This is a genomic window from Jannaschia sp. GRR-S6-38 (assembly GCF_029853695.1).
GTDB classification, from domain to species: Bacteria; Pseudomonadota; Alphaproteobacteria; order Rhodobacterales; family Rhodobacteraceae; genus Jannaschia; species Jannaschia ovalis.
This window is the reverse complement of the sequence record NZ_CP122537.1, coordinates 578,939-602,379: the sequence shown is the minus strand read 5'-3', so window position 1 is coordinate 602,379 and position 23,441 is coordinate 578,939. Positions and strand designations below refer to the sequence as shown.

At 70.0% G+C, this 23,441-nt stretch carries 22 protein-coding genes; 10 read left to right on the top strand and 12 right to left on the bottom strand.

Going from position 1 to position 23,441, the window contains the following annotated elements; genetic code table 11:
• Positions 1–82: 82 nt before the first annotated feature.
• From P8627_RS03070 to P8627_RS03050, 5 genes are all read right to left on the bottom strand, one after another.
• Positions 83–1,360: an FGGY-family carbohydrate kinase gene (locus P8627_RS03070; RefSeq protein ID WP_279966060.1), complete on the bottom strand. Its 1,278-nt coding sequence runs from the start codon at positions 1,358–1,360 to the stop codon at positions 83–85.
• The gene (locus P8627_RS03065) at positions 1,357–2,313 is read right to left on the bottom strand and encodes a class II aldolase/adducin family protein (protein WP_279966059.1); all 957 of its coding nucleotides are present in this window, start codon (positions 2,311–2,313) and stop codon (positions 1,357–1,359) included. Before P8627_RS03065 ends, P8627_RS03070 begins: the two co-directional genes overlap by 4 nt.
• Positions 2,306–3,163 (bottom strand): TIGR01459 family HAD-type hydrolase, encoded by an 858-nt coding sequence (locus P8627_RS03060; RefSeq protein ID WP_279966058.1) that lies wholly within the window; start codon positions 3,161–3,163, stop codon positions 2,306–2,308. The genes P8627_RS03065 and P8627_RS03060 overlap by 8 nt, the downstream gene beginning before the upstream one ends.
• A gap of 7 nt (positions 3,164–3,170) precedes the next feature.
• On the bottom strand, positions 3,171–4,103 hold the full coding sequence (locus tag P8627_RS03055) for an N-acyl homoserine lactonase family protein (RefSeq protein WP_279966057.1): 933 nt from the start codon (positions 4,101–4,103) through the stop codon (positions 3,171–3,173).
• A gap of 82 nt (positions 4,104–4,185) precedes the next feature.
• Complete coding sequence (locus P8627_RS03050) at positions 4,186–4,857, bottom strand: GntR family transcriptional regulator (protein WP_279966056.1); 672 nt, start codon at positions 4,855–4,857, stop codon at positions 4,186–4,188.
• Between the two features lie 113 nt (positions 4,858–4,970).
• On the opposite strand from P8627_RS03050, the gene P8627_RS03045 reads away from it, so the two are divergent.
• The 6 genes from P8627_RS03045 (at position 4,971) to P8627_RS03020 (ending at position 11,208) form a co-directional block, all read left to right on the top strand.
• Positions 4,971–6,056: an ABC transporter ATP-binding protein gene (locus tag P8627_RS03045; RefSeq protein ID WP_279966055.1), complete on the top strand. Its 1,086-nt coding sequence runs from the start codon at positions 4,971–4,973 to the stop codon at positions 6,054–6,056.
• 33 nt (positions 6,057–6,089) lie between these two features.
• A complete protein-coding gene (locus P8627_RS03040; RefSeq protein WP_279966054.1) occupies positions 6,090–7,418 on the top strand; it encodes an ABC transporter substrate-binding protein in 1,329 nt (442 codons plus the stop codon).
• A 76-nt stretch (positions 7,419–7,494) separates the two neighbouring features.
• On the top strand, positions 7,495–8,463 hold the full coding sequence (locus P8627_RS03035) for a carbohydrate ABC transporter permease (protein WP_279966053.1): 969 nt from the start codon (positions 7,495–7,497) through the stop codon (positions 8,461–8,463).
• A 3-nt stretch (positions 8,464–8,466) separates the two neighbouring features.
• Positions 8,467–9,402 (top strand): carbohydrate ABC transporter permease, encoded by a 936-nt coding sequence (locus P8627_RS03030; protein ID WP_279966052.1) that lies wholly within the window; start codon positions 8,467–8,469, stop codon positions 9,400–9,402.
• Between the two features lie 2 nt (positions 9,403–9,404).
• The gene (locus tag P8627_RS03025) at positions 9,405–10,547 is read left to right on the top strand and encodes a Tm-1-like ATP-binding domain-containing protein (protein ID WP_279966050.1); all 1,143 of its coding nucleotides are present in this window, start codon (positions 9,405–9,407) and stop codon (positions 10,545–10,547) included.
• Entirely contained in the window at positions 10,540–11,208 is a 669-nt protein-coding gene (locus P8627_RS03020; protein WP_279966049.1) for a class II aldolase/adducin family protein, read from the top strand. The genes P8627_RS03025 and P8627_RS03020 overlap by 8 nt, the downstream gene beginning before the upstream one ends.
• A gap of 278 nt (positions 11,209–11,486) precedes the next feature.
• On the opposite strand, the gene P8627_RS03015 is transcribed toward P8627_RS03020, so the two are convergent.
• The 5 genes from P8627_RS03015 to P8627_RS02995 all read right to left on the bottom strand — a co-directional run bounded on the left by P8627_RS03015 (position 11,487) and on the right by P8627_RS02995 (position 18,787).
• The gene (locus P8627_RS03015) at positions 11,487–12,788 is read right to left on the bottom strand and encodes a bifunctional diguanylate cyclase/phosphodiesterase (protein WP_279966048.1); all 1,302 of its coding nucleotides are present in this window, start codon (positions 12,786–12,788) and stop codon (positions 11,487–11,489) included.
• 99 nt (positions 12,789–12,887) lie between these two features.
• Positions 12,888–14,591: a hydantoinase B/oxoprolinase family protein gene (locus P8627_RS03010; protein ID WP_279966047.1), complete on the bottom strand. Its 1,704-nt coding sequence runs from the start codon at positions 14,589–14,591 to the stop codon at positions 12,888–12,890.
• Entirely contained in the window at positions 14,588–16,675 is a 2,088-nt protein-coding gene (locus P8627_RS03005; RefSeq protein ID WP_279966046.1) for a hydantoinase/oxoprolinase family protein, read from the bottom strand. The genes P8627_RS03010 and P8627_RS03005 overlap by 4 nt, the downstream gene beginning before the upstream one ends.
• Before the next feature lie 83 nt (positions 16,676–16,758).
• A complete protein-coding gene (locus tag P8627_RS03000) occupies positions 16,759–17,658 on the bottom strand; it encodes a LysR family transcriptional regulator (RefSeq protein ID WP_279966045.1) in 900 nt (299 codons plus the stop codon).
• A 4-nt stretch (positions 17,659–17,662) separates the two neighbouring features.
• Positions 17,663–18,787: a THUMP domain-containing class I SAM-dependent RNA methyltransferase gene (locus tag P8627_RS02995; protein ID WP_279966044.1), complete on the bottom strand. Its 1,125-nt coding sequence runs from the start codon at positions 18,785–18,787 to the stop codon at positions 17,663–17,665.
• Positions 18,788–18,887: 100 nt separating this feature from the next.
• On the opposite strand from P8627_RS02995, the gene P8627_RS02990 reads away from it, so the two are divergent.
• Positions 18,888–19,130, top strand: coding sequence for a hypothetical protein (locus P8627_RS02990; protein WP_279966042.1), 243 nt, complete (start codon positions 18,888–18,890; stop codon positions 19,128–19,130).
• A gap of 22 nt (positions 19,131–19,152) precedes the next feature.
• On the opposite strand, the gene P8627_RS02985 is transcribed toward P8627_RS02990, so the two are convergent.
• Positions 19,153–20,172 carry a ribose-phosphate pyrophosphokinase gene (locus P8627_RS02985; RefSeq protein WP_279966041.1) on the bottom strand — a complete coding sequence of 340 codons (1,020 nt, stop codon included), beginning with the start codon at positions 20,170–20,172 and terminating at the stop codon, positions 19,153–19,155.
• Between the two features lie 254 nt (positions 20,173–20,426).
• On the opposite strand from P8627_RS02985, the gene P8627_RS02980 reads away from it, so the two are divergent.
• The 3 genes from P8627_RS02980 (at position 20,427) to P8627_RS02970 (ending at position 22,462) form a co-directional block, all read left to right on the top strand.
• Complete coding sequence (locus P8627_RS02980; RefSeq protein ID WP_279966040.1) at positions 20,427–21,023, top strand: 2-hydroxychromene-2-carboxylate isomerase; 597 nt, start codon at positions 20,427–20,429, stop codon at positions 21,021–21,023.
• A complete protein-coding gene (locus P8627_RS02975) occupies positions 21,020–21,736 on the top strand; it encodes an alpha/beta fold hydrolase (protein WP_279966039.1) in 717 nt (238 codons plus the stop codon). Before P8627_RS02980 ends, P8627_RS02975 begins: the two co-directional genes overlap by 4 nt.
• Positions 21,737–22,006: 270 nt before the next feature.
• Positions 22,007–22,462: an MmcB family DNA repair protein gene (locus P8627_RS02970; protein ID WP_279966038.1), complete on the top strand. Its 456-nt coding sequence runs from the start codon at positions 22,007–22,009 to the stop codon at positions 22,460–22,462.
• Between the two features lie 245 nt (positions 22,463–22,707).
• On the opposite strand, the gene P8627_RS02965 is transcribed toward P8627_RS02970, so the two are convergent.
• On the bottom strand, positions 22,708–23,436 hold the full coding sequence (locus P8627_RS02965) for a hypothetical protein (RefSeq protein WP_279966037.1): 729 nt from the start codon (positions 23,434–23,436) through the stop codon (positions 22,708–22,710).
• Positions 23,437–23,441 lie beyond the last annotated feature (5 nt).

Sequence of the window (23,441 nt, the reverse complement as noted above, 5' to 3'; positions counted from 1 at the left end):
ATGGCGATCCGTTCGGCGGAGGGTCGGCGTCCGGACGCGGCCGTGTCCGCGGTGCGGACGCGGACGTGTTCTCAGGCCGACCTCATGCCTTGAGCCGCGCGAGCAGGGCCGCGCCGACGGCTGCCTCGGTCTGTCGCGCGGTCTCGACCGGGCGGCCAAGGATGCGCTGCCGGATTTCGCGCCACGTGGCGTTGGCCGCGCCGCCGCCCGCCGTCCGGATCCGCTCGGGGTCCGGCCCGCCCAGATCTGCCACCGCGGCGTAGCAGGCGGCCTCGATCCGGGCGATGCCCTCGAGGAGGCCGTGCAGGAAATCAGCGTCGCTGGCGGGGCGCGGATGGATGCGGGGGCGCATGTCGGGGTCGTTGACAGGGAAGCGCTCGCCCGGCGCGGGGAGCGGGTAGTAGTCGAGCCCGCTGAGCCGTCCCGGGTCGATCTCGGCTGACAGCCGCGCGATTTCCTCGGGCGAGAAATGCTGGAGAAGCACGCCGCCGCCGGTATTGGACGCGCCGCCGATCAGCCAGCCTGGGCCGAGGCGGTGGGCGTAGAGGCCGATCTCGGGTCGGTCGATGCGGCGGTCGGCCAGCACCTTGATCGCGAGCGTGGTGCCGAGCGAGGTCACAGCCGCGCCGAGCGTCAGGGGCGTGGCCGCGATGAAGGCGGCGATGCTGTCGGTCGTGCCAGCATGGACTACCGCCCCGGGCGACAGGCCGAACCGCGCGGCGATGGCCGGGGCGACGGGCCCGAGCGCGGCGCCCGGCACCGCCACGTCGGGAAGCAGATGCGCGGGCAGGCCGGTGTCGCTGATCCAGTCGGGCCAGGCGGCCGCTTCGGGATCGTAGCCCGTCTTGAGCGCATTGTTGGCGTCGGACGATCCGCCCCGCCCCATCAGGTGGGCCGTGACGAAATCCGCCTGGTGCAGAAGATGCGCGGCCCGGCCGTCCGGGTCCTCCGCGACGAGTTGCAGCGCCCGCGCGAGCGCCGATGCGGGGGCGCGCGCGACATGGGGGTCGGGGGCGACCTCGGCGATGCGGCGCGCGGCCTCGTGGAATCCGCCCGCATTGTAGAGCAGCCCGCGGGTGACGGGGGCCAGCCACGCGTCGACCAGGACGAGGCTGCCCGACGTGCCGTCCACGGCGATATGCCCGATCTCGTCCGGCGCCCGCCCGACAGCGGTGAGCGCCGCCATCTGCGCGTCGAGGCAGGCGGCCGCGCCCTCCCACCAGGCCATCGCGTCGATCCGGTCGGGATCGATGGCCGGGTAGGGGGCCCTCGCGCGCGCCACGACCGCGCCGGTGCCGTCGATCACCGCCGAGCGGATGCCCGAGGTGCCGAGGTCGATCCCGAGCGCGAGGCGGCTCACGACCGGGCCGCCATCGCCTGGCGGTATTTCTCGGCGTCCCAGTCGAGCAGCGCCGCCTCGGCCTCGGGCCCGATGGGCAGGGGCTCCCAACCGGGCGGCAGGCGGCGCAGCACGTCCGACAGGCAGCGCAGCATTGCGCGCTGGGACGGCGTTGCGTCGCGCCGCACGGCCACCCCCGCGCCTTCGACGATATAGGCCGGCGCATCCGCGCGGCTGGCGGGCAGGGCGGGCCCGAGGAAGACCACGTGATCGGGCCAGTAGCTGCCGGCACGGGCCAGGGCGGCGGCGCGGGGATCGGTGACGATCCAGCTTTCCGCAGCCCAGTCGAAACCTTCGGGCGCGGGCCCGGTGGGGGGCGGGGCCGTCTCGGCCGCGGGCAGGTCGAGCCGGGCCTCGACCTCGGCCAGAAGATCGGAGACCGTTTCGACGGCGCCGCCCGCGCAGACCAACCCGTGGTTCTCCAGCACGATGACGCGGGTCGCGGAGGTGGCGCGCGCGGCGATCTCGCGGGTCAGGGGCAAGCCCGGCTTCGCGTAGGGCACGAAGGCCACCGGCATGTCCGCCAGCTTCTCCCGCGCCGCCGCGCGCCCGGCCGCGGATATGGCGTGGGTCAGCGTGGCGACGGAATGGGTATGCGCCACGACGCGCGCGCCGAGGATCGCGTGAAACGTGGTCTCGATCGAGGGGCGCAGCGTGCCGTCCGCGTCCTTGAGCGCCGCGCGGCAGGTGCCGTCGCCCGCGCCGTCGGCCTCGGCCCGCGCGCGGGGCAGGTCGACCGCGACGAAGATGTCCCGCGACTGCGCCTCGGCCAGCTCGGTGCCGGACGCCTTGATCCACATCGTGTCGCCATCCTTGATCGACGTGTTGCCGCCCGGTCCCTGAACCTGCAGCGGGTCCGCCCCAAGCCGGGCCGAGAGCGCGCGGAAGGCGGCGAATTCGGCAGTGTCACGCATGGTGGCCTCCGATGGTGTCGAGGGTGAAGTCGGGCGGCGGCGCGCCTTCCGCGTCAAGCAGGCGGTCGAGGACCGCCTCGACCGCCCCGCCGTCGAAGGCCGCGCGATGCAGTCCGCCGCGCACGAAGGCCGTCGCCCAGCCGGCGGCATGGCCGCCCGCGATGTCGTGCTCGAGGCTGTCACCGACCATGAGCAGCCGGGCGGGCGGCACGCCGAGCGCCGTGGCGAGCGCGTCGAAGACCGGTTCATGGGGCTTGCCGTAGAAGCGCACCGTGCCGCCGCGCCGCGCGAAATCATGGGCCAGCGCACCGGGCGAGGCGACGGTGATCCCGCCGGCCCAAGGCGAGGCGCGGTCCGGGTTGGTGCAGATGACCGGAACGCCGCGGGCCAGCGCCGCGTCGAACAGGGCCGCGAAGCGGTCCGGGGCCGCATCGTCCGGCAGCCCCATCAGGAGCACCGCCTCCGCCTCCGCCAGCTCGGCAGAGAGCGTCACCGCGAGACCCGCGCAGAAGGCTTCCGCGTCGCCCGCCGCGCGTTCAATGGGCAACAATCGCCGCATCTCGACGCGACCCGCCGCGAGATCCCGCCACAGCGCCTCGCCCGAGGTCATCACCGTCTCGAAGAGCCCGGGTTGAAAGCCGATCCCGGCGATCCGCTGCGCGTTGACAGCCGCGCGCTTTCCGGAGTTCGACAGCACCGCGAGCCGCGTTCCCGCCTCCGCCAACGTACGCACCCCCGCGACCGCGCCGGGATAGGGCGCATCGCCGTCGTGCAGCACGCCCCATTGGTCGAGGACGACGGCGTCGTACGCGCCCGCGATCTGCGACAAATCCGAGATCCGGCGGGTCACGGGCGGCTCAGGCGGAATCCGGCCTGGGCGGCACCAGCGCGGCGATATGGGCCTCGGCCTCGGCCCGGGTCATCGCCGGAGCCGCCTTCGCGACCGCGCCGGGCGGCATGTCTCCGAAATAGAACTGGTAGCCGGGGATCGGCTGCCGCCGGGCGCGGATCGGCATGCCGTCATAGGGGAACACCTCCGAGCGTTGGTTGGCGACCGCGTCGTGGCAGGCCAGGACGTAATCGGCGCGCTTGTCGAGCTCCTCCACGGATTTCCAGCCCTCGTAGCTGTTCACGAAACGCGCGGGCACCCAGTAGCGCCAGCCTTCGGCGGCATTGGGTTCGAGATTGCGCTCCTGAAAGATCGCGTCGCCCGCGACGACGATGTCGCCCGCGCTGGTCGCGACCGTCACGGCCATGTGCCCGACCGAATGCCCGGGCGTGGGGAACATCGTGATGCCGGGCAGGACCTCGCACTCGCCTTCGACCGCCTCGAAGACGCAGCCCGCATAGGCCGGCTCGATCCCGAGAAAGCCGCTCTCGTAGGTGCGGTAGTAGAGCGGCAGCGGATTGTAGGCCATTTCGATCTCGGCCTTGGGCGCGATGTAGCGGGCGTTCCGGAATTGCTTCATGTTCTGCACGTGGTCCCAGTGCAGATGGGTGAAGACGATGGCGTCGATCTCGTCGGGATGCACGCCCAGCTTCTGCTCGAGATGCTCGTGCACCTGCAGGCAGCCGCGCTTGTCGCATTTGTGGTGGTATTTCGTCGCCCGTTCCTCGTCGCAGAGGCCGGTATCGATCAGGATCTTGTGAGTGCCGGTGTCGACATAGTGGCAATAGACCGGGTTCCAGATCTTCTCGCCGGCCGGGCCCTTCCAGAAGATGTAGGTTCCGAGATCCGCCTCGAGCCAGCCGGTGTTGATCGGATAGATCCGGGTTTCTGCGACACCCATGGCGCCCTCCGCGACGTGATTCCTGTTTGCATACAAAGTCACGGCCCTGCATGCGGAGGCAAGCGCAAATGCGGCGAGGCGCTCAGTTGGCGGCGAGGGTCTGCAGGAAGGAGGCCGTCATATGGGCCCGCATCCCGTCGGATGCGGCCTTGGAATCCTCGGAGAAGATGCTGGTGATGAGCGCCTCGTGGCTCCGCGCGGAGGCGATCAGGTCGGCTTTCTCGGCGAATTTCTTGGCGCGGAACGGGCCGGTGCGGTGGCGGAACTCGGCGGCGATCTCGGCGAGATAGGGGTTTCCCGTGGCCCTGTAGATCGCCTCGTGGAACGCCTCGTTGGCGCGCAGGTAGAGTTGCAGATCGCCGGTTTCGGCCGCCGCCTCGCAGCCGCGCTGCGCGGCCTCGATCTCCGCCCGGCTCAACAGGGACAGGCGCTGCGCGGCGACGCGCGCACAGGCCGCCTCGATCTCGTGCATCGCTTCGAAGATCTGCGCGAGCTCGGCGCGCGTGTATTGCGCGACCCGGACGCCGCGCTTTTCGCCCGGCACGAGGATGCCCTGCGCGGTCAGCCGCGACAGGGCTTCGCGGACCGGTGTGCGCGACACGCCGAAGCGTTCGGTCAGCTTGACCTCGTCGAGCCGCTCGCCGGGCTCCAGCACGCCGGCCGCGATGTCGTCGCGCAGCTCCGTCTCGATCCGCGCGACCGCCGATCCGCGGGAGCTTTCGCTCCTCGAAGTCCTGTCCCGGGCCATATCCATCTCTCTCGACGCCGTCAGGGCGGCATAGCAGGCATTTCGCCGCGGCGCAATTTTGGATATTTACATATGTTTTTGTATGCAGAATTCTGGCCGCACCCATGGGAGGGGATTCGATGCCGGCGATCCAGCTGCAAGGTCTCGTGAAGCGTTACAGCGGCGTCGAGGTGCTTCACGGGATCGATCTCGACATGGCCGAGGACGAATTCACCGTGCTCGTCGGGCCGTCGGGCTGCGGCAAGTCCACGACGCTGCGGATGCTGGCCGGGCTGGAACCGGTATCGGATGGCGATATCGCGGTGAACGGGCGCTCGATCGCGCATCTCGATCCCAAGGATCGCGACATCGCGATGGTGTTCCAGGATTACGCGCTCTACCCGCATATGAACGTGGCGCGGAACATGTCCTTCAGCCTGCGTCTGCAGAAGCGCCCGAAGGACGAGATCGAGCGCAAGGTCCGCGAGACGGCCGAGATGCTCGGCCTGTCCGCGTTTCTCGACCGCAAGCCGGGCGAGCTCTCCGGGGGGCAGCGCCAGCGGGTCGCGATGGGCCGCGCGCTGTGCCGCGACGCGGGCATCTTCCTGTTCGACGAACCGCTCTCGAATCTCGACGCCAAGCTGCGCGGCCAGATGCGCGCCGAGCTCGCGATGATGCGCCAGACTGTGAAGAAGAACATGGTCTATGTCACCCATGACCAGATCGAGGCGATGACTCTGGCCGACCGGATCGTCGTGATGAACGGCGGCCATATCCAGCAGCAGGGTCCGCCCGCCGAGCTGTTCAAGCGGCCGGTCAACCGGTTCGTCGCGGGCTTCCTGGGCTCGCCGCCGATGAACTTTCTCGAAGCCACGCTGGTCGATGCGGACGGGCTGCATGCGCTCGGGCAGGGGTTCTCGCTGCGGCTGCCGCCGGATGTCGCCGCCCGCGCGACGGGCGTTGCCGGTGGCGGCGTGATCCTCGGCATCCGCCCGTCCGACCTGGAATACGCCCCGGACGCCCCGGATGACGCCGCGATCGATCTGCGGGTGGTCGTGTCGGAATATATCGGCGCGCAATCGGTCCTGATCTGCGACTGCGGGGGCGCCAAGGTCACGGTCGAGATCAAGTCCGAAACGCCCATCGCCCTCGGCGAGACGCTGCGCTTCGCGGCGCGGCCCGAGGGCATCCACCTGTTCGATCCCGATACCGAAAGGGCGCTCTGAGCGCTCGAAACGCGCAGCAACTGGGAGGTTACCATGCTGAAACTCTTGTCGACGACCACGATGGTCGCGACCTTGGCCGTCGCCGGGGCCGCGTCCGCGCAGGACGGGCCCTATGCCCCCTACGAGGGCACCACGCTCGTTGTGAACTTCCCCTCGCATCCGCACTACAACGCGGTGATGGAGGTGCTGCCGCAATTCACCGAGCAGACCGGCATCGAGGTCGAAGTGGACATGCTGCCCTATCTCGACATGCGCGAGCGCCAGACGCTGGAGCTGTCGCTGGACGAGGGCGCCTATGACCTTATCTCCTACGTCGTGTTCTCGAAGGCGGATTACGTCTATGCCGACCAGATCGAGAACCTCGCGCGGTTCTTCATGAACCCCGCGCTGTCGGATCCCGACTACAATCCCGAGGGGCTGATCGACGGCTACGTGCAGAATATCGGCGTGGCCGGCGGCGAGAAGGGCTATCTGCCCGGGCCGACCGGGTCGCTCTTCGGGCTGCCCTTCGGGTCGGAGACCTCAGTGCTCTATTACCGCAAGGACATCTTCGAGAAGCACGGGCTCGAGGTGCCGAGCGACTATGACAGCCTGCTGGAACTCGCCTGCCAGATCCCCGACCTGGAGCCCGGCATGGGCGGCGTCGCCAGCCGCGCGGCCTCGGGGCACCAGGCCAGCCATGCGTTCCTGCTGCATCTCGCGCCGCTGGGCGGCCGCGTCTTCAACGAGAGCTGGGAGCCGCGGATCAACGACGCGGCGGGCGTCGCGGCGGCGAATGCGCTGAAGACGATCGTCGATTGCGGCCCCGAGGGCTCGTCGGCCTTCGGCCCGTCCGAGGCGGCCAATGCCTTCGCCCAGGGCCAGGCGGCGATGTTCATCGACTCGATCGCCTTCGCCTCGACCTTCGAGGATGAGAGCCGCAGCCAGGTCGTGGGCAATGTGGGCTATGCCGCGCATCCGGGCGGCGTCATCAACGCCAGCCAGACCGGCGGCTTCGGCCTCGCCATTCCGCGCAACGCGGAGAACCCCGAGGCGGCGTTCCTGCTGATGCAGTGGCTCACCTCCGAGGAGGGCGACCTCGCGGTGGCGATGGCGGGCGGCAACCCGTCGCGCTTCTCGACCTACGAGAACGCGGAGCTGAACGCGAAATATCCCTGGTCGGCGACCTTCGGCGAGGCGCTGCAATATGCCGATCCCGACTGGCGCCCGATCATCCCCGCCTGGGGCCGGATCAACGCCGATATCGGCACGACCATGAGCCAGGTCCTGACCGAGGATCTCGACGTGCAGGAAGCGCTCGACGGGATCGCGGAGCGCACCCGCGCGCTGATGGAGGAGGAAGGCTACTACCTCTGGCAGTGAGCCGATCCCGGGCCCGCCCCCGCAAGAAGGCGGGCCCGTCTTCCCTCTCTCCCGGCGATGAAACGAGTGTCCCGCGATGGCGCATCCGACCAGCCCCCGCCTGACGGCCGACGCCGCCGCCCCCCTGCGGCGGCGCGCGGCGATGCTGAACCGGATGACGCCCTACCTGTTCGTCGCGCCGGCGGCGGTCGTGATGATCCTCGCGCTGTTCTACCCGATCGGCTACATGATCTGGGGCAGCTTCCGCGACTGGGACCCGTCGCAGGCGCTCTCTGAGACCGAGTTCGTGGGCCTCGCCAACTACGCCAAGCTTCTGGTCGACCCGGCCTTCCACGAAAGCTTCTGGGTCACGATCATCTTCGCCTTCAGCGTGGTTTCGGTCGAGATGGTGCTGGGCGTCGGGCTCGCGCTGATGCTCGACCGGGAGCTGCGCGGCATGTCGGTCCTGCGCACGCTGTTCATCCTGCCGATGATGATCGCGCCCGTCGTGGTCGGTCTGGTCTGGCGTTACATGTTCCACCAGACCTACGGCACCTTCAATCGCGCGCTGGAGGCGATGGGCCTGCCGGACGTGAACTGGCTGGGGCAGCACCCGCTCCTGTCGGTCATCCTAGCCGATATCTGGCAGTGGACGCCGTTCATCTTCATCCTGTCGCTGGCCGCGCTGCAATCGCTGCCCCGCTCGGCGCTGGAGGCGGCGCGTATCGACGGCGCGACCGGCTGGCAGCAGATCATCCACATCAAGCTGCCGCTGATGGCGCCGGTGCTGATCGTGACGATGCTCCTGCGCCTGATCGACGCCTTCAAGGTGCTCGAGGTGATCCTCGTGCTGACCGGGGGCGGGCCCGGCCTCTCGACCGAGATCCTGGCGCTGCGCATCGCCCGCACCGCGCGCGAGTTCCGCGAGCTGGGCGAGGCCGCGGCCATGTCGAACTACCTGCTCATGCTCCTCATGGTGCTGACGCTGGGCATGTTCGCCTTCACCCGGTGGCAGGACGCGCGCGCGCGACGCCTGCGCTTCGCCGCCGAGCAGGAGGAGGGCTGAGCCATGGCCGCGTCCCGCACCGCCCGCGCCAACCCCGCCTTCTATGGGGTGATCGCGCTTCTTATCTTCATGTCCGTCGGGCCGGTGCTCCTGCTGCTGGTGAATTCGCTGAAACTCGACGTGGACATCACCTCGGGCGCGGGCGGGCTGCTGTTCATGCCCACGATCCGCAATTACGAGACCGCGCTCTGCGACATCCTCTGGTACGAGCCCGAGCATCTGCGCTTCTGCCAGATCCGCTTCGGCGGCGCCTTCATCAACTCGATCATCATTGCGCTGGTCTCGACGGTGCTCACGCTCGTGTTCGGCTGCATGGCGGCCTACGCGCTGGTGCGGTTCCGTTTCATGGGCCGCGACAGCCTTTCGCTCTCGACGCTGGCGGTGCGGATGATCCCGCCCGCGGTGCTGCTGGTCCCGGTCTTCGGGCTCTGGAACAACAGCTTCTGCCTCGACAACGATTACGGGCTCGGCGCGTGGTGGCGCGAGATGTTCGGCGGCCGCGGCGATGTCTGCCTCGCGGGGACGCATGGCGGCATCATCCTGATCTACGTCGCGATGAACCTGCCTTTCGTGATCTGGATCCTGCAGAGCTTCATCGTGCAGGTCCCCCGCAGCCTGGAGGAGGCCGCGCGGGTGGACGGCGCGGGCCCGTTCCAGACCTTCTTCATCGTGGTCCTGCCACTCATCAAGCCGGGCCTCGCCGCCGCCTCGATCTTCACCTTCCGCATCGCGTGGAACGAATACCTCCTGGCCTCGGCGCTGGCGGACCGGGACACGATGACGGTGCCGATCCTGATCGTGAACAACGCCAGCGAGTTCGACGGGCTCGGCACGATCTTCGCGACCGGGATGCTGCTGGCGGTTCCGCCGATCCTCTTCACCCTCTTCGCCTCGCGCCAGATCATCACCGGGATGACCGCCGGGGCCGTGAAGGGGTGAGCATGGCCAAGGTCCTGCTGATCGGCACCTTCGAGACGAAGGCGCAGGAGCTGACCTACCTCGCCGCCGCGCTGCGCTTCCACGGGCTGAGCGTCGAGCTGATGGACGTCTCGCTGGAGTCGCGCGGCGCGGTCTGGTCCGGGGCCGAGAAGCTCGCCCGCATGGCCGCCCGCTCCGAGGCCGCTGCGCGCGAGGTCTCGGATCACTGCACGCAATGCCAGGCCGCCATCGGCGTCGGCGGCGGCACGGGCGGTGAGATCGTCCTGGCGGCGATGCGCGGCCTGCCGTCGACCTATCCCAAGATCCTGATCACGACGCTGGCCTTCGACCCGCGTCCGGCCCTGTCCGACAGATCGATCACGATCATCCCAACGCTTTGCGATATCGAGGGGCTGAACACGCAGCTGCGGCAGGTCTTCGAGAACGCGGCGGCCGCCGTCGCGGGCCTGACCAATGCCCGCCCGGCCGAGCCGAACCGCAAGCGCAGCATCGCCGTCACCACGCTCGGGGCGACCGGCCATGCCAGCGCGGCGCTGGCGCGCGGTCTGACCGACCGGGGCTTCGAGGCGACGATGTTCCATGCCAACGGCTATGGCGGCGCGGCCTATATCCGCTTCGTCGAAGAGGGACATGCGGACGCGGTGATCGACCTCAACGTGCACGAGCTGGGCCGCATGCGCCTGGCCGGCGCGCATGTGCCGATGCCGACGCGGTTCACCGTCGCCGCGCATCTGCCGCGCGTCGTGCTGCCCGGGGCGCTGAATTTCATCGGTCTCGGCGCGATCGAGACGGTGCGCTCGCGCTACCTGGCCCGGCCGCATTACCGCCACACGATGCAGTTCACCCACGTGAAGCTCACCGAGGACGAGATGCGCGCGCAGGCCCGGCGGCTCGCCGACGCCCTCAACCACGCCACGGCGCCCTGCCACGTGATCCTCCCGATGGGCGGCTTCAGCCACCAGGACAGGCCGGGCGGCGCCATCGAGGATCCGCGGCTGCGCGAGATCGCGGCGGACATCCTCGAGGCCCGCGCACGCCGCTACGTGACCGAGCGGGTGCCGCATCACATCAACGACGCCGAAACCGCGACCGCCGTGATGGCGAGGCTCGAAGAGGCCATGACCGAAAGGATGCGCAATGACTGACCATTCCGACCTGCACGACAAGATGGACGCGCTGATCGCGATCGCGCGGCGCTGCTTCGACAGGGGCCTGCAGACCAATGCGGGCGGCAACCTGTCGGTCCGGCTCGACGCGCGCGATGCCATCGTGATCAAGCCATCGGGCGTCGGCTTCGCCGAATGCACGCGCGAAAACCTGCAGGTCGTCGGCCTGGACGGAACCATCGCGACCACGGGCGGCGGGCTGAAGCCGTCGAAGGATCTCGACTTCCATCTCGACCTCTACCGCATCCGGGATGACATCAACGCCATCGTGCATTGCCACAGCCCCTGGGCCACGGGCTATGCGAGCGCGGGCGTCGAGATCCCGTGCCTGACCGTCCAGACAATCGAGAAGATCGGGCGGATGCCGCTGATCCCGCTCTCGCCCAATGGCGGACCCCAGACCGAGGTGGAGATCAGTCCCGTGTTCCGCGATCCGTCCATCCGGGCGGCGGTTCTGGCCAATCACGGCACGATCGGCGTCGGCCCGACCCTGATGGCGGCGCAATACCTCGCCGAGATCATCGAGGAGACGGCGCAGATCGCCTATGTGCGCGACACGCTGATCGCCGCGCGGGGCCGGTCCGCAGCGGAGCTTCCGCGCTTCGGCACCGCCGCGGGGGCCCGGGCCGCAGCCGGCTGACTGCCTCCGGGCGCCGCGGCCGGGTCCGCGGGGCTAAAGGAGGGCCGGCGCGCCCGCCCCTCAAAAGCCCCTCGTCCCCCTCCGGCCAAAACGCGTCCGGCAACTCAAACCAACCCGGCCAGCTTCGCGAACGGGTCATGCTCGGCATCGGTGTTCCAGGCGTCTTCCGACCCCCGGGCCGTCTCCGCGGCTTTGTCCGGTTCGATTGACCGTGGCTAACCTTCGGCGGCCTCGCGGCGCCTCCCGGTCCAGGGTCGCATCGCAGGGCCGCCCCGCCGTCAGATCGCGCGCGGGCGGCCGAGGTGGAAGCCCTGCGCGTGAGTCGCGCCGAGTTCGCGGGCGAGGGCGAAATGGCTCTCGTTCTCGACGCCCTCGACCACCGTGGCCGCGCCCAACTTGTGCGAGATCTCGATCATGCCGCGCAGCAATTCGCGGTCGCGGTCGGACTGCGCCGCGCCGTGCAGGAACCGGCGGTCGATCTTGACGAAATCGACACGGATCGATTGCAGCCGTTCCAGCGAGGAGAAGCCGGTGCCGAAGTCGTCGAGCGCGACGCGGATGCCGAGCTCCTGCAGACGCGCGACGACCTTGGCGACCTGGTCGAAGCGTTCGGTCAGGATGTCCTCGACCAGCTCGAAGACGATGCGCGGGCGGGGGGCGTCGCCGATCAGCTCGCCCACCCAGTCGAGCCCCTCGCGCGCGGCGCGGTCGAGGAAGGCCTCGGAGACGTTGAAGGCGATGAAGCCGCCGCGCTGGCGGACGGCCCAGTCGGCGGCGCGCCGCGCGGCTTCCAGCGGCGGGCGCGTGCGCGCGTCATAGGCGGCGGTCATGGTCTGCAGAAAGCCCGCGGGCCCCAGCACCTCGCCCGAGGGGCGCTCCCAGCGCAGCAGCGCCTCGTGGCCCGCGACGGCGCGGTCGCCGCAGCGCAGGATCGGTTGCAGGTGATAGCCGATCTCGCCGCGCTGGAGCCCGAGGCGCACCTCCTCGAGGCTGGGGTTGCGGGCGCTGCCGGGCCGTGCCGTGCGGCTGCAGCGGTTCTTGCCCGCCGCCTTTGCGTCCATCAGCGCGCTGTCGGCGAGGCTCATGGCCTCGGCGCGGGTCATGCCGGGGCGCAGGGTGATCCTGCCCATCGAGACCGTGCGCGTCACCACCAGGTCGCCCAGCCGGACGGTCGCGCGCGCGGCGGCGGCGTGCAGCGCCGTCTCGACCCCGTCGGCGGTCTCGGGACCAGGTTGTTCGAGCAGGACGAGGAACTCGTCGCCCGAAAGCCGCGTGACGAAGCCCGCGGGCCCCACCGCCGCCTTCAGCGCCTGGCCGATCTCGTGCAGGAGGCGGTCGCCCACCAGGTGGCCGTGATGGTCGTTGACGCCCTTGAAATCGTCGATGTCGAGGAAGAACAGCTCGTCGCCCGCCCGCGCCCGGCCTTCGAAGCGGCCCACGAAATATTGGCGGGTGAAGCATCCGGTCTGGGTGTCGACGTTGAGCCGGGTCTCGAGCTCGGCGATGCGGGCCAGGAGCGCGGCCTCGCGCGGCCCGGCGATGTCGCCGGGGGCGAGGCTGTCGGAAGTGCTGTCGGTCACGTCGGGCGCATCCCGGTCGGTCCTGTCAGGAATTTCCTGACAGCCTAGGCGCGAAACCAACCGGCGAACAAGCCGTGCCGGAGCGCGCGCGCGGGACTGTCACTCGGGAAGCGCGCCGCGGCGGGCGGCGGCGAGGATGCGGTCGATCTCCGCGGTCTCCAGCCCGTGATGGCTCCGCGCGTAATCGGCGGTGATGTAGCCCAGCGCGAGGTCGCGGCGGATGGCGGCGGGGTCGCGCTGCGCCGGGTCGCCGTAGCCCGCGCCGCCGGGAAAGGCCATGCGCACGATCCGCCCCTCGGGCACGTGCTGGCGGCCCTTGCCGCGCATCGGCACGCCGTCGTCGCGGGCGATGGTCGTGGGCGCGCCGTCGCCGCCGCCGCGGCGCCCACGGGGCGGGTGTTCGACCCTGTCCAGCATGGCGGAGATGTCGAATTCGTGGCCCGCGCGCGCGCCCACATCCATGAATTGGCCCAGCCCGCCGCGCTGCCGGCCCGCGCCGCCGGAATCGGGGCGCAGCTCCTTGCGCCAGACGATGACGGGGCCGACCTGCTCGGTCGCCTCGACCGGCATGGTCATCACGCCGGAGGGGAAGGCCGTGGCGTTCATCCCGTCGAGGCCGGGCCGCGCGCCCGATCCGCCGGAATTGAATGTCAGCACCTCGGCGCGCACCGCGTCCGCCGGCGCGCCCGGGGCGGGGCGCAGCGAGAGCTGGAAGTTGCACAGGCAGCCCGCGCCCTCGGCCGGGGCGAGATCGGGCACGAGTCGGTCCAGCGCGGCGAAGACCGTGTCGGGGACCATGTGGCCGATCACGTGGCGCAGCGCGACGGGCGCGGGGGGCAGCGCGTTGACGATAGAGTTCTCGGGCGCGGTGATCGCGAAGGGCGCGAGCGAGCCCGCATTGTTCGGGATCTCGGGCGCGATGGCGCATTTCAGCGCGTAGCAGGCATAGGCCTTGGTATAGACCAGCGGCACGTTGATGCCCTTGGGGTCGACGCCCGACGTGCCCGCCCAATCGGTCAAGATGCGGTCGGCTTCGATGGTGACGCGCACGCGCAGGTCGACGGGCGCGGAATAGCCGTCGATGCGCATATGACCCTCGGCGCTGCCGGGGGTTAGGGCGGCGATCCGCGCCAGCGTGGCGGCGCGGGAGTTGGACAGGATGAATTCGGCGACGCCCGACAGGTCGGCCAGTCTGAACTCCGTCATCATCTCGGTCAGTCGCCGCTGACCGATGCCGTTGCAATTGGCCAGCGCGTGGATGTCGCCCACCAGCTGGTCGGGCTCGCGGACATTGGCGCGGATCAGCGCGAGCAGCGTGGCGTCGACCCGGCCCCGGTCGGCGAAACGCATGATGGGCAGGGCGAGACCCTCCTCGAAGACCGAGTCCGCATCCGCGCCGAAGCCGCGCCCGCCGATATCGGTCACATGGGCGGTGCAGGCGAAGAAGCCGACATGCCGGCCCGCGTGGAAGCTGGGGCTGACGACGGTGATGTCGTGGCGGTGGCCGGTGCCCTCCCACGGGTCGTTGGTCAGGTAGACGTCGCCCTCGCGCATCGTGTCGGTGCCGATGCGGCGCATGAAATGGCCCACCGCGTCGGCCATCGCGTTGACATGGCCCGGCGTGCCGGTGACGGCCTGCGCCAGCATCCGGCCATCGGCGTCGTAGGCCCCCGCCGAAAGGTCCCCCGCCTCGCGCACCGAGGTCGAGAAGGCCGTGCGCACCAGCGCCTGGGCCTGTTCCTCGACGACCGAGATCAGGCGGTTCCACATCACCTGGTAGGCGACCTTGGAGGGTTCGGTCATCGCTGCGGCTCCTTGGGATGGATGTCGAGCGTGCCGTCGGCCCGGGCGCGGACGGCGCGGCTGGCGGGGACGATCACGCTGGTCTCGGCCTCGGTCACGATGGCGGGGCCCGGGGCGTGCCGGCCGGGCGTCATGGCGGCGCGCGCGATCACGGCGGCGTCGCGGCGGCGCCCCTCGGCCGGGTCGAAGAGCGCGCGCGTGCCGGTGGGCTCGGCCCGTCCGGCATCGGGGCAGGCGGGCAGCGCCGCGGGCGGCGCAGCCTCGGTCCGGGCGTTGACCGACCAGACGGTGATCTCGACCTCCAGCCCTTCGACGGTGCGGCCGAACAGGGCGGTGTAATCGGCCTCGAAGCGCGCGAGGAAACGCGCGGCGTCGGGCGCGGCGGCTTCGTCGGGTGTCAGGTCGACCGGGATCTCCCAGCCTTGGCCGGCATAGCGCATGTAGACGCGGTGCTCCGACAGGACCGCCGCGCCCGGCGCGCAGCCGCGCACGAAACCGGCGGCCTCGGCCTCGAGCTCGGCGAAGAGTGCTGCGACGGCGCCCGCGTCGAAATCCGACAGGCGGGTGAAGACCGAGCGGTTGGCCTCGAAGCTGAAGGGCGCGCGCAGGAAGCCGATGGCCGAGCCCACGCCCGCGCCCTGCGGGATCAGGCAGCGCGCGACGCCCAGCTTTTCACACAGCCGGGCGGCATGCAGCGGGGCCGCGCCGCCGAAGGCGATCATCGTGTAATCCGACAGGTCTTCGCCGTTCTCGACGGCATGGACGCGCGCGGCATTGGCCATGTTCTCGTCCACCACCTCCGAGAGACCCCAGGCGGCTTCGGTCGCGTCCATGTCGAGCGGGCCGCCCAGCGTCGCGGCCAGTGCCGCCTCGGCGCGATCGGGATGGAGCGGGATCGAGCCGCCGGCGAAATTCGCGGGGTCCAGCCGGCCCAGCACGAGGTCGGCATCGGTCACCGCGGGCGCGTCGCCGCCGCGGCCGTAGCAGGCGGGGCCGGGTTCGGAGCCCGCGCTTTCGGGCCCGACGCGGATCTGGCCCATCGCGTCGACATGGGCGAGCGAGCCGCCGCCCGCCCCGATCTCGACCATGTCGATGACCGGGATCGAGATCGGCATGCCCGAGCCCTTCTTGAAGCGGTAGCTGCGCGCCACCTCGAAGACCCGGGCGGTCTTGGGCTGGCCGTCGCGGATCAGGCAGATCTTGGCCGTGGTCCCGCCCATGTCGAAGCTGAGCACGCGCGAGAGCCCGTGCCGCGCGGCGAGGTCGGCGGCGAAGATCGCGCCGCCCGCGGGGCCGCTCTCGACTAGGCGGACGGGGAATTCGGCCGCCGTCTCCAGCGCCATGATCCCGCCGCCGGAATGCATCAGAAAGACCGGGCAGTCCGCGCCCTCGGCCGCGAGCCGGGCCTTCAGCCGGCCCAGATAGGATTTCATCAGCGGCTTGATATAGGCGTTGGCGACGGTGGTGTTGAAGCGCTCGTATTCGCGCATCTGCGGGCTGACCTCGGAGGAGAGCGACACCATCGCGCCGGGCAGGCGTTCGGCCAGCACCTCGGCCACCAGCCGTTCATGCGCGTCGTTGGCATAGGCGTGCAGGAAGCCCACCGCGATGCTGTCGTAGCCGGCCTCGGCCAATTCGTCGGCCAGCGCCTCGACCGCCCCGCGTTCGAGCGCGATCAGCACCTCGCCGCGCGCGTCCATGCGCTCGGGCAGGGTGTAGCGGCGATTGCGGGGCAGGAGCGGCTCGGGCAGGCGGAGGTTCAGGTCGTATTGCTCGAAGCGGCTTTCGGTCCGCATCTCGATCACGTCGCGGAAGCCTTCGGTGGTGATGAGCGCGGTCCGCGCGCCGCGCCGCTCGATCAGCGCGTTGGTGGCGAGCGTGGTGCCGTGGATTACCTGGGCGATCCGCCCCGGCGCCACGTCCGCCTGCGCGCAGACGCGGTGCAGGCCGTCGACAATGGCGTCCTCCGGCGCCCCATAGGTCGTCAGCACCTTGGTCGAGGCGCGGCCGCCCGGATGCTCCAGCACCACATCGGTGAAGGTGCCGCCGATATCGACGCCGAGGCGAATGGGGGTGTCGGGCACGGGCGCGCTCCTCCGGGGGATTGTCGCCCCCTCGATACGCCCGGCGCAGCATCAGGTCCAATCGCTAGACCGGATGCGGAGGATCAGATTTCGTGATCGTCGCTCGCCGCGACCCGGCCCGCCATCTGCGCGGCCCGGGCCACGTGATGGGGTGCGGTGGCCGCGTCGTAGCGGGCCTCGAAGCGCAGGGGGTCGGGCGTCCAGGAATAGTCCAGCCGCTCCAGCGCGCCCTCGGCGACCGAGCCTGCGATCATCGCGTCGGGCAGGCAGGCGACGCCCAGCCCGGTGCCCGTCATCTGCAGGCAGGCGGCCATGTTCGAGCTGGCGACCAGCCGGACCCGCGGGCCGGGCCCGGCCAGATGCTCGGCGATCTGCGCATGGGGCAGGGTGCGGGCGGCATGGGTGAGGACCGGCTGGCGCGCGAGGTCGGCGCGGTCCAGCCGCTGGCCCCCGAGGCCCAGCGCGGGCGCGGCGACCCAGGCGAAGGGGAAGTCGCCCAAGGGGACGCGCCCCGAGATCTGCCGGTCGAAGGGCCCGGACATGAGCGCGAGGTCGAGGCCGCGATCGTGCAGCGCCGCGGCCAGATCGGCGGCGAAATCGACGCGCAGGTCGATCTCGACATTCGGGAAGCGGGCGCGCAGCGCGGCGAGATAGGGGCCGAGGAAGCCGTGCACGATCATCTCGGTCACGCCGAGCCGCAGCACGCCGTCGAAGAGCCGGTCGTCCCCCGCCGCCGCCGTCAGCGCGTCGAGGGCGCGCAGCACCGTGCGGGCGCGATCGAGCAGGGTCTCGCCCGCGGGCGTCAGGCGGACGGAGCCCGCGTCGCGCTGCATCAGCCGGCGGCCGAGCTGCGCTTCGAGCTGGCCGATCCGGGCCGAGATATTGGGCTGCGAGGTGCTCAGCCGCTCGGCGGCACGGCGGAAGGTGCCGGTATCGGCGACGGCGGCGAAGGCCTCGATCTGCTTGATCGTGATCCGCGGCACGGGCTCAGCCCAGCGGGTCGCAGCGGTAGAGCTTCACCCGCAGCCCGCCATGCGGCACCGGCGGGCCCACCTCGGACCAGTCGAGCCCGGTGGCCTTGGCCAGCGCGGGCTCGGAGGTGACGAGGCCCACGCGCCAGCCCGCGAAGCGTTCGCGCAGCACGGCGCCCAGCGCGCCGTGCAGGCCGAAGAGCGGCTTCCGGTCGCCCACGCGGGTCCCGTAGGGCGGGTTGACCATCACGAGGCCGGGCGGCCCCTCGGGCGGCGCGATCTCGGAAACGGTGGCGCGCCGGAAGTCGCAGATCGCGGCCACGCCCGCGCGCTCGGCATTGGCGCGCGCGGCGGCGAAGGCGCCCGCGTCGCGGTCGGAGCCGGTGAAGCGCAGCTCGGGCAGGGGAGGTGCGGGCCGGTCGCGCTCGGCCGCCCAGGCGGCGGCGTCATGGCCCGCGAGATCCTCGAAGGCGAAGCGGCGGGCGCGGCCGGGATCGAGGCCCGCGGCGATGCAGGCGGCCTCGATCACGAAGGTGCCCGAGCCGCACATCGGGTCGAGCACCGGCATCCGCCCGTCGAACCCGGCCGCCCGCAGGAAGAGCGCGGCCATCGTCTCGCGCATCGGGGCCTTGCCGATGGCGGCCTTGTAGCCCCGCTTGTGGAGGGGCGCGCCGGAGGTGTCGATCGACAGGATCACGAGGTTGTCGTCGATCCGCGCGCGGATCGTCACCGTGCCCCGATCCGTCCCCGTATCCGTGCCCGCATCCGCGACCGGCGCGCCCAGCGTCTCGGCGATGGCGGTCTCGATGCGCTGCTTGGCGGCGCCTGCGTGGTAGATCTTGGAACGGCGGTCGGTATGGACCTCGACCCGGACCGCGATGTCGGGGCGCAGCCAGTCGGCCCAGGGAAACTTCCGCGCTCGCTTGTCGAGCTGCGCGAGATGGAAGGCGCGGAACTCGCCAATCTGCGCCTGCACCCGCCCCGCGCCGCGCAAGGTCAGATTGGCGCGCCGCACATCCGCCCAATCGCCCTGCAGCGTGACGCCGCCGGGCGCCGCCTCCACGCCGTCGAAACCCGCCTCCCGCGCCTCGGCGGCGAGCTGCGGCTCGAGCCCCGGGGGCGCGACGAGGAAGATTTTCATGGTTTTCCGCACGCGCGCTTTACCTTTCCATCCCATCACCGGATCCACGCCGACCCTCGGCGCCCGATATCCGGCCGGACAAGACAGACAGGAGACCCCGATGCGCGCCCATGACATGACCGAGTTCCACCGCCGCGATCTGCACGAGCGCAATCGCGAAGCGCGCGCGGAGCTGGAGGCCCGGACGGCCGAGGCCCGCGCCTTCGGGGAGCAGGCGCCGCAGGGCTACGACGAGAAGTCGGGACTGAAGCTTTACCATTTCGGCGGCCACTGGGCGATGCTGTTCAGCCTGTGGTTCGCCTTCGTCACGCCGATCGTGCTGATCCTGATCTACTGGGATTGAGCGCGGCCGCCGGCGCACCGCGTCAGACGTCCAGCCCGGGATAGAGCGGCTCGTAGATCGGCTCCAGCGTGGAGGTGTCGAACAGGCTCGACACGCTGGTGCCGTTCCAGATGTTCAGGATCGCCTGGGTGAACATCGGCGCGGTCGGCACCACGCGGATATTGGCGCAGTCGCGGACCGGCTGGGGCTGCGCGATCGAGTCGGTCACCACCAGGCTCTTCAGGCTCGACTTGGTGATCCGCTCCACCGCGGGGCCGGACAGAACGCCGTGGGTGATATAGGCGTGGACCTCGGTCGCGCCGGCATCCAGCAGCACGTCGGCCGCCTTGCACAGCGTTCCGGCCGTGTCGCAGATGTCGTCGACGATGATGCAGCGCTGGCCCGTCACGTCCCCGATCACGGTCATCTCGCTGACCTCGCCCGCCTTCTCGCGGCGCTTGTCCACGATCGAGAGCGGGGCGTTGATGCGCTGCGCCAGTTCGCGCGCGCGGGCCACGCCGCCCACGTCGGGGCTGACCACCATCACGTCCTCGGTGGTCTTGAAATGGTGCATAATGTCGAGCGCGAAGATCGGGCTCGCGTAGAGGTTGTCGACCGGAATGTCGAAGAAGCCCTGGATCTGTGCGGCGTGCAGATCCATCGTCAGCACCCGCTCGACCCCCGACCCGGCGATCAGGTTGGCCACCAGCTTGGCCGAGATCGGCGTGCGCGCCTTCGAGCGACGGTCCTGCCGGGCGTAGCCGAAGTAGGGGATCACCGCGGTGATGCGGCTGGCCGAGGAGCGGCGCAGCGCATCGGTGATGATTAGCAGCTCCATCAGGTTGTCATTGGCGGGGTTCGAGGTCGATTGGACGATGAACATGTCCTCGCCGCGGACGTTCTCGAACACCTCGACGAAGATTTCCTGGTCGTTGAACCGTTCGACCCGGGCGTCGACCAGCCCGACCTGGACCCCGCGATGCATCGACATCCGCCGGGCGATGGCCTTGGCGAGCGGACGGTTGGCGTTGCCGGAGATGATCTTCGGGTCGGGGCTGGGCATGGGCGGGTTCCGAATCGAGGGCTGTACGGGTGCGGCCCGCCTAGCATCCGCCGGGGCCCCGGCAAACCCGCGTGGCCCCGCGCCCGGCTGCGCCGTTGCCCCGCAGTCGCCCCGGGGACGCGGGCTGGCCCCGGGGCGGCGCGCCCCGGGGCGGGACCGAATGCGTCGGGCGGCGATATCGGTCCGCGGGCGATTGCGCTCGCGGGCCCGTGGGCTAGCCTCTGCCGGGACCGCCGCACCCGAAAGGCCACCCCATGCAGATCGACTACTATTTCTCGACCATCTCGCCCTACACCTATCTCGCCGGCACCGCGCTCGAGGAGATTGCCGCGCGCCGCGGCGCCACGATCGCCTACAAGCCGCTCGACGTGGTCGGACTGTTTGCGCGCACCGGGGGCACGCCGCCGGCCGAGCGGCATCCGAACCGGCAAGCCTACCGGCTGCAGGATCTCGCCCGCCGGGCGGAGCGGCTGGGCCTGCCGATCAACGTGAAGCCCGCGCATTGGCCGACCAACCCCGCGCCATCGAGCTATGCGATCATCGCGGCCGCCGCCGACGGCGCGGGCGACATGGGCGCGCTGGTGTCCGGGCTGACCCGCGCCTGCTGGGCCGAGGAGCGCGACATCGCCGAGGACGCGGTGATCGGCGACTGCCTCGAGGCCGCGGGCTTCGCGCGCGGCCTCGTCAACAGCGGCATGATGGCCGGCGCAGAGACCTATGCCCGCAATCTCGAGCAGGCCGTCGCCGCCGGGGTCTTCGGCGCGCCCTTCTACATCACCGCCGACGACCAGCGCTTCTGGGGGCAGGACCGGCTGGAGGACCTCGACTGGTGGCTGGGCCGCCGCGGGTGAGGGACGTTCTCGCGCTGCATTGCATGCTGGCCGCCGGAGCGGCCTGGCGCGGGGTCCAAGCCGCGCTGCCCGAGGCGCGGCTGGTCTGTCCCGACCTGCCGGGCCACGGCCGCGCGCCCGACTGGGACGGCGGCCACTTCATGGACCAGGCGCTGGAGCTTGCCTTGGCGGCCGCGCCGCCGGGCGCGCTCGACATCCTGGGGCACAGCTACGGCGGCTGCCTCGCGCTGCGGATCCTGGTGGAACGCCCCGAGCGCGTGCGCAGCCTCGTGCTGGTCGAGCCGGTGATGTTCGCCGCCGCCCCGCCCGACCTGCGCCAAGCCCAACGCGCGGCGAACGCGCCCTACGCGGCGGCTATGGCGGCGGGCGACTGCGACGGCGCGGCGCGCGCCTTCACCGGCATGTGGGGCGGCGGCCCGGATTGGGACGCGATGCCCGAGCGGCAGCGCGGCTATATCCGCGACCGCATCGACCTGATCGCGGCCTCCGGCCCCGGCATCGTCGAGGACGCGCACGACCTGCTGGCGCGGCTGCCCGCCGGTCCGCCGCCCGTGACGCTCGTCACCCGAACCGACCCGCCCGCGATCGTCGCGGGCATCGCCGAGGGCCTCGCCACGCGGCTGCCCGGCGCCCGCACCGCCCGGCTGGGCCGGGGCCACATGATCCCGATGGAGGCGCCCGAGGCGCTGGCCGGGCTGATCCGGTCGGCCTGAGATGTCGAGATGGGGGAAAGGTGGCGGTGAACCGCGGCAACCGTCGGGCAAAACGTTCCCGAGGACCTGTATATACAGGTGGGCGCCAGGTACCATGACCAGGGCCATGACAGAGCCAGCTCCCTCGGAATTGCTTAAGGCCACCGGAACTTTGCCGTTGTGACGCGAAGCGCAGAAGCACCGCCGGTTGCAGACCTAGGGTCGCGCGGGGCCTGCGGCAAGGATCGATCGGGGCTGGACACCGATTCACCCTTCGTTCACTTATCGGGCATGCAACCCGAGACGACCCGAATGCTGATGCCCGGCCAGCTTCTGGCGCGCGGCGTGGCGCGGCATCTGCGTGCGCATGACTTCATGTGCATGGAGGAGTTCACGCCTGAGCGCGGCAAGCGGCTCGACGTGATGGCGCTGGGGCCGAAGGGCGAGATCTGGGTGGTCGAGTGCAAGTCCAGCCGCGCCGACTTCACCTCGGACCTGAAATGGGAAGGCTACCTGGAATGGTCGGAGCGTTTCTTCTGGGCCGTCGATGCCGATTTCCCGGTGGACCTGCTGCCCGAGGGCAGCGGCCTGATCCTCGCCGACGGCTTCGGAGCCGAGATCCTGCGCATGCCCGAGATGCGCCCGATGGCCGCGGCGCGGCGCAAGGCCCTGACCCTGCGCTTCGCGCGCTGCGCGGCGGGCCGGCTGCACGGGCTTCGCGACCCGATGTGCGGGGACGAGGGCTGAGCCGCCACGCGCGGCCGTGATCTGCAAGCCGATCCGGATTGCCGTGATGGATGCGGCCGTGGGCGAAATTCGCTGCGCGGCGGGTCGGCTGCTCGGGCCGCGCGACCCGATATGCGGGGACTAGGACTGGTGCATACGTGTCACCCGCTTTGGCAAGAGGTTGGTATGCTCCGAGCAAATCCAGTGATAAAGACGTGCGGTGGCCGTCGCTAGTGTTGTCGCAAGAATTGTGACTGATAGATCGCTTAGTCTAGGTCGATAATCGGATCTTCGTGTGAGGAGAAATCCGGGAAATCTCGCGCTTGGCCTGATATGTCAGAATACCGGCTCTGAATCATCCGCACAAACGTTTCCGCGTCCTGGACAACTTCGTGGATCGATTGCTGCGGGATTGGCGAGGCGAGGATCTTATGGGTACCCGATTCGTCGGAGAACCACGCGGTACAGTATTGCCCCGCCGGGAATTCAGAACAATAGGTGATGCCGATAATTCCAACGTCGCTTGCGATTGCCGAATAGTCACCCGAACCGCTGATCCCAGACTCAATGACGCTCAAGCAGCCTTGGTATTCTCGAGGGACAGGCTCGATCAAGCGCGTTGACGGAAGGGTCTTTTCAACGATGTTCACGACCCAATCCAGAAAACCCCTGCGCATATCGGTCGAACAGATGACGGGCTTGTACTTTCCGGCAAACAAAATGACGCTCGTTACGTACTGCGGAAGCGATACGCCAAGATCATTTTGTCCGATATCGAGGACCGGAAGCGGTCCAGAAAGAACGAAATGAATAGTCTCTGGGCAATCAGAGCATGAAGAAAGAGTGGAAGCGTTCACTATAATTCCAATCGACTTTCCCTCCATTTCAGAAGTATCAGCGCTCAAGCGGTCGTCAGCAAAAAGAATGTGGGGATAAAGAACTACAAGTGCCGCGAGTTTGAAAAGCGTCGGAAAACTAGCCATGTCGCCGGTCATTCTTC

Excerpts from the sequence above, each read along its gene's own strand:
- P8627_RS03010 (WP_279966047.1), bottom strand. The coding sequence starts at position 14,591 with ATGACCGAACCCTCCAAGGTCGCCTACCAGGTGATGTGGAACCGCCTG.
- P8627_RS02970 (WP_279966038.1), top strand. The coding sequence starts at position 22,007 with ATGCAACCCGAGACGACCCGAATGCTGATGCCCGGCCAGCTTCTGGCG.
- P8627_RS03045 (WP_279966055.1), top strand. The coding sequence starts at position 4,971 with ATGCCGGCGATCCAGCTGCAAGGTCTCGTGAAGCGTTACAGCGGCGTC.
- P8627_RS03055 (WP_279966057.1), bottom strand. The coding sequence starts at position 4,103 with ATGGGTGTCGCAGAAACCCGGATCTATCCGATCAACACCGGCTGGCTC.
- P8627_RS02990 (WP_279966042.1), top strand. The coding sequence starts at position 18,888 with ATGCGCGCCCATGACATGACCGAGTTCCACCGCCGCGATCTGCACGAG.
- P8627_RS03065 (WP_279966059.1), bottom strand. The coding sequence starts at position 2,313 with ATGCGTGACACTGCCGAATTCGCCGCCTTCCGCGCGCTCTCGGCCCGG.
- P8627_RS03020 (WP_279966049.1), top strand. The coding sequence starts at position 10,540 with ATGACTGACCATTCCGACCTGCACGACAAGATGGACGCGCTGATCGCG.
- P8627_RS03035 (WP_279966053.1), top strand. The coding sequence starts at position 7,495 with ATGGCGCATCCGACCAGCCCCCGCCTGACGGCCGACGCCGCCGCCCCC.
- P8627_RS02965 (WP_279966037.1), bottom strand. The coding sequence starts at position 23,436 with ATGACCGGCGACATGGCTAGTTTTCCGACGCTTTTCAAACTCGCGGCA.
- P8627_RS02995 (WP_279966044.1), bottom strand. The coding sequence starts at position 18,787 with ATGAAAATCTTCCTCGTCGCGCCCCCGGGGCTCGAGCCGCAGCTCGCC.
- P8627_RS03030 (WP_279966052.1), top strand. The coding sequence starts at position 8,467 with ATGGCCGCGTCCCGCACCGCCCGCGCCAACCCCGCCTTCTATGGGGTG.
- P8627_RS03040 (WP_279966054.1), top strand. The coding sequence starts at position 6,090 with ATGCTGAAACTCTTGTCGACGACCACGATGGTCGCGACCTTGGCCGTC.
- P8627_RS02980 (WP_279966040.1), top strand. The coding sequence starts at position 20,427 with ATGCAGATCGACTACTATTTCTCGACCATCTCGCCCTACACCTATCTC.
- P8627_RS03050 (WP_279966056.1), bottom strand. The coding sequence starts at position 4,857 with ATGGATATGGCCCGGGACAGGACTTCGAGGAGCGAAAGCTCCCGCGGA.
- P8627_RS03025 (WP_279966050.1), top strand. The coding sequence starts at position 9,405 with ATGGCCAAGGTCCTGCTGATCGGCACCTTCGAGACGAAGGCGCAGGAG.
- P8627_RS02985 (WP_279966041.1), bottom strand. The coding sequence starts at position 20,172 with ATGCCCAGCCCCGACCCGAAGATCATCTCCGGCAACGCCAACCGTCCG.